The organism is Lactobacillus sp. ESL0228 (assembly GCF_003692825.1).
GTDB lineage: Bacteria > Bacillota > Bacilli > Lactobacillales > Lactobacillaceae > Lactobacillus.
In genome coordinates this window covers 50,322-63,623 of record NZ_REHJ01000004.1, presented here as the reverse complement: position 1 = coordinate 63,623, position 13,302 = coordinate 50,322, and the positions used below count along the sequence as shown (strand labels likewise).

The following is a 13,302-nucleotide window of genomic DNA, read 5'->3' as shown; positions in this document are numbered from 1 at the left end:
GAGAAACTGAGATTAATTAATAAAGGAGAAAAATATGAAAACAGGTACCCAAATAATCACATTAAACAATGGTTACCATCTATGGACTAATACCCAAGGACATGGAGACATCCATTTATTAGCACTTCATGGCGGACCTGGTGGCAATCACGAATATTGGGAAGACACCGCAGAACAGTTAGAAAAGCAAGGCTTAAATGTTCAAGTTACGATGTATGATCAATTAGGTTCACTCTATTCTGATCAGCCAGATTATTCTGATCCTAAGATTGCTGCTAAATATCTTACCTATGACTACTTCTTAGATGAAGTAGACGAGGTTCGTGCTAAATTAGGTCTAGATAATTTTTACTTAATTGGTCAAAGTTGGGGTGGATTACTTGTCCAAGAATATGCTGTTAAATATGGGCAGCATTTAAAAGGAGCAATTATTTCATCAATGGTTGATGAGATCGATGATTACGTTAAAGCTGTCAATCGTCGCCGTCAAGAAATCTTGTCGCAAACTGAAATCGATTTTATGCACGAATGCGAAAAAAATAATGATTACGCTAATCCCCGCTACCAAGAAGATGTTACTATCTTAAATATCAACTTTGTTGATCGGCGCCAACCATCTAAGCTATATCATTTAAAAGATCTTGGTGGCAATGCTGTTTATAACACTTTTCAAGGTGATAATGAATTCGTTATCACTGGCAAACTAAAAGATTGGCATTTTAGAGATCAGCTTAAAAATATTAAAGTACCAACTTTAATAACTTTTGGTGAAAATGAAACGATGCCAATTGCCACAGCAAAAATTATGCAAAAAGAAATCCCTAACTCTAAATTAGTAACTACTCCAGATGGTGGCCATCACCACATGGTTGATAATCCGAATGTTTATTATAAGCATCTAGCTGACTTTATCCGTGAAGTCGAAAGAAATTAAGTTAAAGGTAATAATTCTAAATAACAGCATCACATTTGAATTTTAAATTAGTGAAGTAATACTCAACTTTGATAATTATCAAAGTTGAGTATTTTCGTTTAAACTACAAGCACACACAAATCAGGTTAAATAGCAATAATTTTTATAAAAACATTTTATAATTTTTAATCTATAGAAGTTTATACACGCACATATATAAGTACATATCTATTTATAACTTATTAAAAAACATTCTGTCAAAAATTGCATAAATCAAAAGAAATCTATATAATTACCTATATATCGCTAATATTTAAACCGTAATTTATAATTCGCAGTATAAATATACTTTCAAAAACAACAAATTATTCAAAGCTAATAGTAGTATAAACAAGCATTTGTCTTCACAAAAATTGGAGATGAAAAAAATAAACATTTTTATAAAAATCATATTATTAATTAGCTTTATAGCATTTACTTTAAGTATGGCTTGGAGTATCTATTTATCATTTAACCCCCATATAAAACAAGAAAAATATACTACAAAGCAACGATCATTTAATACAATGCTACTAATAATTCCAGCAATGAATGAAATATCATGTCTTACAAAAAATATGGATGCATTACTTAGTCTTCACGATCAATGCAAAAATAATTTCAATCTTAAATTGGTTTTCATTGATGATGATTCTAATGATGGTACCACAGAATTATTGCAGAAATACTCCTTCATAAATAATGTTATTGTTATTCATCGAGTTAAGCCCCATGCTCAAGAAGGCAAAGGACCTGCTCTAGAAGATGCTATTAAAAGAATTTCTCATATTGACACTCCCCAAAGTACACTCATAGGAATTGTTGACGCCGATAGTCATTTAAACAGTAATTATTTAATAAAAGTTTGGCATGCTTTTGAATATTCGAACTATGACTTAGTACAAACACGAGTAGACATCTTTAATACTGATTCTAATTTAATCAATATGCAGAATTTTGAATTATCAATTTACAACGGGTTACTACAGATGATTCGTACCAATTGGGGATCAGCTTTGGCATCTGGCAATGGACAATTTGTTACTATGTCGATGGCGCAGGACATCGGTTGGTCAACTTCATTACTGGAAGATTGTGAATTTTCATTAAGAGGATTACTTAAAGGATATTTTGGCACTTTCATCAATATTGACAGTGTTCAACAAGAAGGTGTCAAAACTATTAAAAAACTAATTAGACAACGTATACGCTGGTGTCAAGGTGGTTTGCAATGTTTAACCAAATATGGTTTTAAAATTATTAAATCCAATAAAATACCGATTATGATTAAAGTTGATATTATTTTATTTTTAACAATACCTTATTTGTCGATTATAATTACGCCAGCCTCTATTATTTCCTTTCTTGTCTTAATTTTTTATGCAAATACAAATTTCGTACTTAGTTTCAGTATATTACTTGCGTTGCTATGTATCGAATACACAACTAATACTTTAGTGGTTTTAAAACAATTAAAGGCCTCCGAAGGCAATATTAAATTGAGTTTTAATCAAATTATAAAAAATGTTTTCAGTTTTAGTTTATATCGCTGGGTATTGGCTATTGTTCCCTTTTGTTCAATTGTGAGACAATTAAGTGGACACAATTCATGGGATAAAACCAGCCATTCTTAATTAATACAATACTAGAAAAGCGCTAAACCGGACGTGGTTTAGTGCTTTTCTAGTATCATTAGTTTGTATCAAATAAGATATATAATTTTATAATTAGTCCTTTAAATGTGAATATTACAATATAACTGTAGCTAAAACATCAAGGAAATAATATCCTTTATTTTGTTTTACAACGTCTTTAACTGAAATAGGTTGATGAACAATTTCTACATAATATTTACAATTAAAACATATATTTTTTTCTTTAGTTAATAATACATTAAGTTTTGCATCTTTTCTAAACAACTGGTTAAAACACTATCCACACCATTTTTTGGATTTGATCATCATTGATCTAACAACCATCTAAAACTGACACGATAGAACCTTGGCAAGTTTTTTAGTTCTAATCATCATTGATCTAACAACCATCTAAAACTTCGAATTCTTCTTGAGTAATAGTTCCTTCGTTCTAATCATCATTGATCTAACAACCATCTAAAACCCATTCAATTGATTTAACCGATAGTCATTCGTTCTAATCATCATTGATCTAACAACCATCTAAAACGTTAGTTATGGTCTATTACCGGCTGATTGGGTTCTAATCATCATTGATCTAACAACCATCTAAAACATTGGTGTTAAATGTAACTTCTTTAAGTGGGTTCTAATCATCATTGATCTAACAACCATCTAAAACTAGTGATAAAGTCAAAGTAGACAACCCCAAAGTTCTAATCATCATTGATCTAACAACCATCTAAAACGCTAGATCAGTTGTTCCTGATTGGATATTTGTTCTAATCATCATTGATCTAACAACCATCTAAAACGAAGTAAAAGTAAATGTTTTGCTTTAGAAAGTTCTAATCATCATTGATCTAACAACCATCTAAAACAGTGGCAAATTTTGTTATAATAATTTTGAAGTTCTAATCATCATTGATCTAACAACCATCTAAAACTATCTAAATCAATAATGTTTGCTACATCTGGTTCTAATCATCATTGATCTAACAACCATCTAAAACCTGATCTATATCAGCTTGAGTGGGCTGTCCGTTCTAATCATCATTGATCTAACAACCATCTAAAACACGATCAATTTCATCTTCATCATCACGAAAGTTCTAATCATCATTGATCTAACAACCATCTAAAACCCTAAAAAGGAATCTAAAGAAGAAGTTAAGGTTCTAATCATCATTGATCTAACAACCATCTAAAACAAACAGACAAGGCAGATTGCCTTGTTCCGGGGTTCTAATCATCATTGATCTAACAACCATCTAAAACAGACATACAAAAAACCTCCAAACCAACAAAGTTCTAATCATCATTGATCTAACAACCATCTAAAACCAACAAAGTCGTACGTTTCCTTATCAACCAGTTCTAATCATCATTGATCTAACAACCATCTAAAACGTATAAGCCGTCAGATATTGTGGGGCACTGGTTCTAATCATCATTGATCTAACAACCATCTAAAACAACGAGAGGTTAACAATATTGCCTGAAAACGTTCTAATCATCATTGATCTAACAACCATCTAAAACACTTTTCGGTGTGGCTGTGACAGTATCTGCGTTCTAATCATCATTGATCTAACAACCATCTAAAACATTGAAGTCAGCATCATTATTGCTTGGATAGTTCTAATCATCATTGATCTAACAACCATCTAAAACTAATTATATTTAAGTTTTAATTCTAGATAAGTTCTAATCATCATTGATCTAACAACCATCTAAAACGCGTAAAATTACGTTTAAATTTAATTTGTTGTTCTAATCATCATTGATCTAACAACCATCTAAAACCCTTAAATGATGTAGATGTTGATGTAATGAGTTCTAATCATCATTGATCTAACAACCATCTAAAACTTGCTCTTCTGGTTTTCTCTGCTCATTCTCGTTCTAATCATCATTGATCTAACAACCATCTAAAACCACTATCCGCAAGTTCACGCCCAAGCGATTGTTCTAATCATCATTGATCTAACAACCATCTAAAACCGATATTTTATAATAAAGTTTTAATATAGATGTCAGTACAAATCGATTAGATCCTGATCAATATAATAAAATTGCACACCCTCAGGTACAACCAATAAATCTGGGGGTGTAAATTCTAAAAGGACTACCATCCTATTCATTTGTTGAGCTAAACTTGATAACTCTATCAATTGATCCCGTTCTAAATAGTGTGTCAAATTACACATCACAGGGATCGATTTCAAGTTACATGATTGATGAATTTTCAGAACCAGATCTATTATAGCATATGGATTCTTAGTAAATTTAGAATCTATGTGTAAATCAACAAATTTTAAAAGTTTTTTCAAATCATCATCAAACTCAATTATTAATGGTAAATCTTCCAGCATTAATGAATCATCAATAGCTCCCTCTAAATTTTGCAATGCGACAAAAATTTGATTTCGATTATTTTCGTTAATATTAGCAATATAACTATTTAAAATATTTGACATGTATTTTTTAATTATATTATCACTCAAAAGTGGATCACCAACAAAATCAAATGTTTTAGCAATATCAAGTGAATCATAACTGTCATCTGCACAAATTAGCATTTCATTCTGACACTGAAATGCCTGCACTAAATCACGAAAAGCAATTGGACTTTGCGTGGCAATAATTTTTATTCCAGAGTTAGTCAGTACCCATTTCTTGTGAGTCAAATACGATAAAATCATAAAATCACTGTCCTATCCGACATATTGCGTACATCTTCTATAGGTTTCCCTACCAAAAAGTGCATATCGTTATATTGCTTTTCCGTGACCATTAATGACTGTACTATACCGCCTTTAGGCAAAAGCTTTTTGACTCTCTTTTCTAAAAATTGTGCCGTCTGTCGCGTCACACAAACGCGAACATAAACAGAATACTGCATCATCAAAAATCCCTCATTAATTAACTTCTTACGAAATTGTCTATATTCCTTTCTTTGTTGTGCTGTTTCCGTTGGCAAATCAAACATTATCATTAAACGCATTATTCGGTACCTCATTTGTTAAATTCATCTCCATTTCTGGTAACCCGCAATTATCATTACTTAGAAAAGTTAAACAATGGTGTGTGTAGTCTGCAATCGCATTAGTTAACAACGTCTTTTTACCATTAAAATTAATTTCCAAACTCAATAGTTCAACTAATCCATACTTAATATCTGGCGTTAACTCCTTGATTTTCTCATTAGCCTTAACCCAATAATCGACAAATGGTCTAAATGGTTCCATTAAATCTGATGCCAAATTAAATTGATTTTCTTCAGAGCAGTGATGAATTCCTAAATAAGTAGAATAACCATTAATTGCAATTTCACGGTTAAAACTCGACAGTAGAATTGCATAACCATAATCAAGAGCAGCATTAATTGCACATGGATTACGGCGAACAAAGGTCTTGTCAAACAATATCATAAAATATTTTCTTGCAGCAGCCGCTTCACGATTACTGCAATCATTTAATTCCAATTGATTCAGTTCATCATAAACAGTTTGGGTATTCAAGTGATAATTTTCTAAAACCTTTATCTGATTGGTGATTTTTTTATTAACAATCTTCGTCCAAAGTTTTTCTTTACTATCCTGATCCCAATTGACTTGTTTAATCAACTTCTCCTCTTTCCTAGCACCTGGATAATAATCAACCGTCTCAGTTACTGGATTACTCTTTTCATCCACAAAGATTACTTTTGTCTGATTTTGCGCTAGTTTACTAATCAATGCACTCGAAATTACTGCTTGTGTCGTTGAAACTAGTAGTAGATTAATATCTGCAATTGGTATTTGATTAATACCATCACGCGTTTGTACAACCATCATGTTCATTGTATAAGTTAATTTCGCATGTTGGGTAATAATTACAGAACGCCATCCCATAGAATTCCTCCTTGCATCTTTTACTAAAAATGTTATAATTTAGTCGTCAGGTAGCTCCTGACAGATGATTTCTGATCATCATTGATCTAACAACCAAATTTTAAAATCAAACAAGCATCGTTAGATGTAAGTTTTAACGCGATATTTATCGTCCTACCTCAGCTCTATAGCGGAGGCTTTTTTATACACAAAAAAGGGAACCGGATTTTTCGGTTCCCTTTTTTTACTTTATAAATCCGTAACTTTAACTCTCTTTTCAAATAAACCAGTTGGTGATTGAAAAATCAGCTTAGCATTAGATGAAAGTATAATACCATTCGCTATTTGCATCATACCAAATGGAGTTTTAATTCCAATTGCTTTAAGATTACCAAATTGAGAATTGTCATGTAATCCATTCAACAATTCTTTCAAAATTTTCGCTTTATCGTTAGTTTCGAGATTAATAAATTTTTCGCGCCCCTGGTCTAGACCTTCTATAAACTTATTAATATTATACAATGGTAAATATTTATGAACTTTTGCTAAAATTTCATCATAAGCAGAGATAAATAGTGTATCTTTGTCTTCAGTTTTCTCAATGTGGCCGGAAACAATCCGCATTGTCTCTTGCGATAAGGTCAATTGTTTTGCATTATACATATATGCCGAACTTGACAGTGCAAATTTTCGATCACCATCAATGACTACTTGTTTATTTAATAAATGCCCAGCAAGAATTGTAAAGCTTTTCACACCACGTTTAGGTTTTCCTTTTTTGTCATACATTATTAAGGGCTCTAAGATTTGCTTAAGAACCCCATTATAATTTCCAACTTTTTTAGCCTTCTTAAGATCCGCAAGACCGCGCATTGGTACTCCTACTACCCGATAGATAGTATCTTTTATACTAGTAATTTTAACAAGAGCCATGTAGGCATCAGTATTTCCACTATAACCACCATAAATTTTAGTATCTAATCCTTCACCTTTCGGAATTAGGCTTCTAGTTTTAGCAGTATCGCGCTCAGCACGTGGATAAATAGTCATATTAAACATTGCTTGATCTTCTGAAGTGGTTTCACGTGATACTAACATATATTTATAATTATAAGCTTTTCGTAATTTGTCAAAAATATCTGGATGTTTATAAAAGACGATCTGATTGCTGTTGTTTTCTCGAATCTCTTCCGGTGCTTTTCGCTCTTTAGTATCTTTTTGCAATAATGGCCAAATGAAACTAAAAGTCTTTACCTGTTCAATAGTTTCATCTTGTACTTTTTCACTTTCTTTAAACTTTTTGAATTTTCCATAAACAAAGAACGGTCGTAATTTTGGATAAACTTGATACAAGAAGTTAGCGCAAATAACTGACAGATAAGCATCAAGTGCATGATGATAATCATTAACCGCTCTACTCTTATATAACTGTAACCTTTTACGTAAAGCAGAATTATAACTGGCCTTAACCACAACAATTTCAGAATCAGGATATTTGCTTTGCAATATAACTGAAACCAGTTTAATAATTTGGCTTGTTTCAACTAATTGTCTATTAATAAATCCAGAACGTTGGTATTTACTTATATGGTCAGGATCTAGTAAAAGGTTCCCTAGCTTACGTTTAGTAATTAAGCCATCTTCCTGCCATTTTTTCCACATTTCACCTACGGTCATATTAATATCGGCTATACTTTTATTAGCAAAATGCTTATATGGCACATCATCAGATTTTGCTGCATTTAGTGCCTTAGAAGTTAAAACACGATTATCTAATGAATCATCTTTGACAAATGACTGCGGTAAAATATGATCTATTTCATATCGTGATGTAATTTCATCAATATTAATTTTTTTACCAGTGTATGCATCCCTGCCACCCTGCATGAAATAGAGGAAATACTTATCTTGATCTAGTTTTCGAGCAGTCATGTTATTCTTCAAAGAATTAACTAGGTCTTTATCTACAATTTCCTTTGCAGTATCTTGATAAGCTTTGAGTAATTTACTACCTCTTAATTGGGACAACTTTGGATTTTTATCAGGCTCACGTGTAAATTCAATTGCAAATTGTGCCGGAGCCTTGCCATCAGCCGCTTTGACAACATCATCAACTACTTTTATTACTTGCCTAATTGCCTTCTTATTAGCAGGTGAAGTATATGCATCAGCTAAAATAGCTTCAATTCCATTATCTTCAGTAACTTGGGCATTTTCTTTAGTAATTGCTGCTTTAAAGTCTGGCTGTGTAACAATTTGCATAAAGTTATTTTCACTAGCCCACAACAATTCAATAATATTTTTCTTATTGCTATCACGTAGTTCTTGCAATAATTTCTTTGATAAACGCCCCCAACCTTTTAGATGCCAATTGGCTAAAGCTTTAATTTGTTCTTCTGTTAACCACTTAATTGTATGCAATTCTGCTTGACGTATCTTTTTATCTTCAAAAATCGAAGATAATTCGATTATTTTTTCAAAATCTGCTTGATAATTAGGATCATCAAGTTGCTTATCAAAAAGCTTCATTTTTTTAAGCTGATAATAACTAGACAAACTAGAATTGAATTTTTTGGGATCGGCTAAGCCTTTAATTTCAATGTATTCAAGATGTTGATTTTGTTTTAAATAATTAGTTAATTCTTCAACTTTAACTATTTTGTTTTGCATAAACAAATCATTATAAATAGCCTGCTTTAGTTGGGGATCAAGTCGCTTTTTATTGATTTTAACATTATTAAGTTCATTCAAAACTTCATATTTTTGGTACAACAAACTATTAGCAGGTAAAACATCTTCACCAAGTAAATAGGTATCCTTAATTGTCATACGCGTGATAAATTTTCTGGCTGATTGATGAGTATCTACTACTTGTTCAAAATTCCACGGTGTTATCGTGTCATCACTTTTGCGAATCATCCATGCAAAATTTTTACCTGATGTTTCTTTTTGTTTATCAGTAGTGATCATTGGACCAACATAATATGGCACTCTGAATCTTACTAACTCATCAAGTTTATAAGGAGCCTGCTTTAAATGCCCTTCAACCGGATTGGATTCAGCCAAAAATGGATAGTATCTACTTTGCATCGTAATAATTTGATCAAGCTCAATTTGATGAAGCTGATAAGGAATTACACCATTACTGTTAATTCGCTGTTTAGGCATAAACTTATCCTGTTCAATTTCTTGTATAATTTGTTTAGATGCTTCAGAATCATCGAGATTATCTTGGACTACTTTATAAAATTCCTCTTTACTTAAAACACCACTACCCTTATGCCATTTTTTTAATGTTGTTTTAGCTTCAAGTAATCGTCCATGACGATAATTAACGTATAAATCATAGGCAAGTCTTAGATTTTCAGCTTTTTGCTTATCATGATGATTCTTAGCCACACTTTTAAGTAGCTTGTAATCATTACCATGCTGGTTATATTTTTCCACCATGGATTCTGATAAAGTCATCCCTTCATAAACAATGTTACTTAATGTAATTGCGCCAAACAACTTACGAATTTCGGCAATAATTGTTTCCTCTTGCTCATTTAGCTCAGTTAAAAACGATTCCAATTTGTCATCTGCATCTGCGTCGGTTAGTTTAAATTCCCAACTTCCTTTATCGATTTTATCAATTTCTTTATTTAAAATTGTCTCAAATTGTGTCTTGTAACCCATTATGGCATTGGCAACTTGCTTAGCAACATTCTTAGCTGCTTTGTCACTTGAATCAACTAATAACTGTGCGATCTTCTTAACCTTATCTGACTTATACAGAGTACGCTCATCATCTTGACCGCGAATCACAGCTTCAATTTGTCCTGCATTTTCAATTTTAAACTGAATTGAATCCAGATTCTCATCTGTTAATTGACGATAACTATTATTTAAATCACTTAAAACAGGACCCACATCAATCTTTGAAGCATTAAAGTTATTAATAGACGTGTCTTGCAAGAAATTACCACGATATTTAACAATATGATGAATCGCTAAGAAAATCTCACGCAAATCAAAGCGCTTATCCTCAGTCATTAAAGCATGTCGTAAATGATAAATCGTCGGATATTTCTTATAAAACTCGCTATCTTCCTCTGCCGTTGGAAAAACAATTGCTGGGTACTTGGTACGCATTTTATCTAATGGTGAAATCCAAGATTTATGTAATCGTACAAAAAAGCTCGGATCTACTTGTGCCATTTCCTCAGCAAAAATTTCTTCTAATAGTCCTAAACGCCACTTTCTACGTTTAAGTCGTCTTCTGGTTGTTCTAAAACCACGCCGATCAGCTGCTGAATGACCTTCCTCAAACAAGTGCGATCCCAAAGCAGTTTTGCCGCGCAATTTCAATAAGTTATTTTTTTTATCAGTAACAGCCCAACCACAAGAATTTGTCCCGATATCGAGACCTAAAATATAATCATCATTTAATTTAGTCATTACAAGACCCCCTTCTAAAAACACATTTAATTTATTTGTTTTTATTATAATAACTCTAAAAGATAACGCATTCACTATTAATTTTTGAAAAACAGCAATTATTTTTACTTTACTTGATAGTTGTTTGCAATCGTTTCCAAATGATTTAAGCAAATTTGGCGTATACTTAAGAAAGGAGGTAAATTATGAAACAAATTAAGATTGGTAACACGAGTTTTACTAGTTCAGCGATTGCGCTAGGAATTATGCGGATGAACAAATTAACTATTGATAGCGCGGTCAAGACCTTAGAAACAGCGCATGATGTTGGCATTAATTATATTGATTCAGCCGATGTTTATGGTCATGGAAAGTCCGAAGAAGTTTTTGGAGATGCCTTAAAGAAGTCCTCACTTAAACGAGAAGATTTTTATATTCAATCAAAGACAGGGATTTATGAAGATCCGACACTTGATTACAAAACAACTCGGTATGACTTTTCTAAGCAATATATTATTAATGCAGTTGATGGCATACTTAAGCGGATGAATATTGATTACCTAGACAGCTTACTTTTACACCGTCCTGATGCACTAATGGATCCTGCAGAAGTCGGTGCTGCATTTGACGAATTGCAAAAAGATGGCAAAGTTCGCCATTTTGGGGTTTCAAATTTCAATCCCTGTCAAGTTGACTTGTTACAAGCTGGCATCAGCCAAAAACTACTGATCAACCAATTACAGTTCAGTGTTATGCATACTGGACCGATTGATTTTAATATACATACTAATATGACCGACAATCGTAGTATTGACCACGATCGTGGTATCTTTGACTATTCAAGACTGCATCAAATGACTGTTCAAGCTTGGTCACCATTTCAATACGGTCAAATCGAGGGTAACTTTATTGGTAATCCAAAATTTCCGCAAGTTAACGATACCTTAGAAAAATTAGCCAAGCTAAAAGGGAGCTCTAAAAATGCAATCGCAGCCGCCTGGATTTTACGCTATCCAGCTAATATTCAAGTAATTATTGGTACCATGACACCAGAACATATTATTGATAGTGCAAAAGGTGCCGATATTGAATTGAGTGCTCAAGATTGGTATGACATTTATTTAGCTGCAGGAAATGATTTGCCATAAAAATTGGGGAGTACAAAAAACAAATAAAAAGCTGATAATCTTTGTTAAATAAACATAGATTTGTCAGCTTTTCTTTTTTCAGGCACTTTTATATTATTAAAATTTTAGGATTTACGATTATAACTATTAGGAATCCCTAGCTTTTGGCGATACTTTGAAATTACACGCCGGCTCAGATGGACATCTTGCTTGTTAAAAAGATCCACTATTTGTTGATCACTTACAGGATTTTGGGGATTTTCATTTTTAAATATTTTGGTTAGATTATACTCTATCTGTTCTTGAGATATATTTTCAGTAACTGAACGTGGAAAAAGTAATTTTAAACTAAAAATTTAATTTTGACACTGAAGATATTTATCCTTAATTGCTCTACTTATTGTACTTTGAGCTAATCCTAAGGCTTGGGAAACTTCTCTTAGACTCAATGGCTTTAAGTCTTGTTTATGCAAGGTTAATAAAAACTTATGTTGGTATTGCCCAACATACTGTCCCAGTCTTATGATGGTCCGCTGCCTTTCTTCAATAGCATGTTTCATTTCCAGATATTGTCGCTTTTGCGCAGAAAAATATTCCTTTTCACCAGACTGTGACTGCATTATAATAAATGCCTTTTCGTCAAACAATAATTCTGGTAATTGCGACTGAGCACTTTCAATAGTTAAACGGCCATCTTCCACTTTATAAATTAAATCAGGTACTAAGTATTGAGAATTATCATTATTCACATACTCACTAGCAGGAATCGGGTTTAGAGACTGAATACTAGTCAATGCATTAGTTAGTTCAATACGAGAAAAAGCAGAGCAGCTCCATTTTTCAGGACTGGCTAGTAATTGTAGTTGATTATTACGTAAAATTTGCAAAGCTATGGGATTAAAATCATTAATTTCAAGTGCTTGGATTAATAAACATTCACTGAGGTTGGTTGCACCAATTCCTAGCGGATCAAGTGTTTGTAACAATGTGCGAGCTTTTTCTAATTCTGGTAATGAAAATTCATTCATTCTTGCGATCTCGCTCAGAGAAATTCGCAAATAACCATCCTGATCTAGATTATAAATTAGTAACTTAACGGCTTGCTTATCCTTACTTTTCCAGTTATTCAAATTTACTTGCCAAAGCAAATGATCAATTAAGTTCTCTTTTACAGGTGATCTAATCCAATCTAAATTTTGCATTTCGGCCTTTGCTCCACGTAAACTAACAAAGGGATTGCTAATACACAAATCCTTCATGGCGTTTACTAAATCACGCCTACTATATGATAAGAC

General features: G+C 32.5%; 7 protein-coding genes, 1 pseudogene and 1 CRISPR repeat array. Of the genes and pseudogenes, 3 read left to right on the top strand and 5 right to left on the bottom strand.

Annotated features, from left to right (window positions below; all coding sequences use genetic code 11):
* Positions 1 to 34: 34 nt before the first annotated feature.
* Positions 35 to 934, top strand: a complete 900-nt coding sequence (locus F5ESL0228_RS01130) for a proline-specific peptidase family protein (protein WP_122017731.1) — start codon at positions 35 to 37, stop codon at positions 932 to 934.
* A gap of 464 nt (positions 935 to 1,398) precedes the next feature.
* Positions 1,399 to 2,586: a glycosyltransferase family 2 protein gene (locus F5ESL0228_RS01125; protein ID WP_158592464.1), complete on the top strand. Its 1,188-nt coding sequence runs from the start codon at positions 1,399 to 1,401 to the stop codon at positions 2,584 to 2,586.
* Between the two features lie 316 nt (positions 2,587 to 2,902).
* Positions 2,903 to 4,590: a CRISPR direct-repeat array (repeat unit 36 nt; unit sequence GTTCTAATCATCATTGATCTAACAACCATCTAAAAC).
* A gap of 32 nt (positions 4,591 to 4,622) precedes the next feature.
* On the opposite strand, the gene csn2 is transcribed toward F5ESL0228_RS01125, so the two are convergent.
* The 4 genes from csn2 to cas9 all read right to left on the bottom strand — a co-directional run bounded on the left by csn2 (position 4,623) and on the right by cas9 (position 10,901).
* Positions 4,623 to 5,291 (bottom strand): type II-A CRISPR-associated protein Csn2, encoded by a 669-nt coding sequence (gene csn2, locus F5ESL0228_RS01120; protein WP_122022602.1) that lies wholly within the window; start codon positions 5,289 to 5,291, stop codon positions 4,623 to 4,625.
* Complete coding sequence (gene cas2 / locus F5ESL0228_RS01115) at positions 5,288 to 5,593, bottom strand: CRISPR-associated endonuclease Cas2 (RefSeq protein ID WP_305017666.1); 306 nt, start codon at positions 5,591 to 5,593, stop codon at positions 5,288 to 5,290. Before cas2 ends, csn2 begins: the two co-directional genes overlap by 4 nt.
* Complete coding sequence (gene cas1, locus F5ESL0228_RS01110) at positions 5,571 to 6,482, bottom strand: type II CRISPR-associated endonuclease Cas1 (RefSeq protein WP_122022601.1); 912 nt, start codon at positions 6,480 to 6,482, stop codon at positions 5,571 to 5,573. The genes cas2 and cas1 overlap by 23 nt, the downstream gene beginning before the upstream one ends.
* 228 nt (positions 6,483 to 6,710) lie before the next feature.
* Positions 6,711 to 10,901, bottom strand: a complete 4,191-nt coding sequence (cas9, locus tag F5ESL0228_RS01105; RefSeq protein WP_122022600.1) for a type II CRISPR RNA-guided endonuclease Cas9 — start codon at positions 10,899 to 10,901, stop codon at positions 6,711 to 6,713.
* Positions 10,902 to 11,086: 185 nt separating this feature from the next.
* Between cas9 and F5ESL0228_RS01100 the strand changes: the two genes are divergently transcribed.
* Positions 11,087 to 12,028, top strand: coding sequence for an aldo/keto reductase family oxidoreductase (locus F5ESL0228_RS01100; protein ID WP_122022599.1), 942 nt, complete (start codon positions 11,087 to 11,089; stop codon positions 12,026 to 12,028).
* 104 nt (positions 12,029 to 12,132) lie between these two features.
* Here the strand turns inward: F5ESL0228_RS01100 and rpoN are convergent.
* Positions 12,133 to 13,209: pseudogene (gene rpoN / locus F5ESL0228_RS01090) on the bottom strand (RNA polymerase factor sigma-54).
* Positions 13,210 to 13,302: the final 93 nt, after the last annotated feature.

Coding starts and splice junctions, on each gene's coding strand:
- F5ESL0228_RS01130 (WP_122017731.1), top strand. CDS start 35: ATGAAAACAGGTACCCAAATAATCACATTAAACAATGGTTACCATCTA.
- F5ESL0228_RS01125 (WP_158592464.1), top strand. CDS start 1,399: ATGGCTTGGAGTATCTATTTATCATTTAACCCCCATATAAAACAAGAA.
- csn2 (WP_122022602.1), bottom strand. CDS start 5,291: ATGATTTTATCGTATTTGACTCACAAGAAATGGGTACTGACTAACTCT.
- cas2 (WP_305017666.1), bottom strand. CDS start 5,593: ATGCGTTTAATGATAATGTTTGATTTGCCAACGGAAACAGCACAACAA.
- cas1 (WP_122022601.1), bottom strand. CDS start 6,482: ATGGGATGGCGTTCTGTAATTATTACCCAACATGCGAAATTAACTTAT.
- cas9 (WP_122022600.1), bottom strand. CDS start 10,901: ATGACTAAATTAAATGATGATTATATTTTAGGTCTCGATATCGGGACA.
- F5ESL0228_RS01100 (WP_122022599.1), top strand. CDS start 11,087: ATGAAACAAATTAAGATTGGTAACACGAGTTTTACTAGTTCAGCGATT.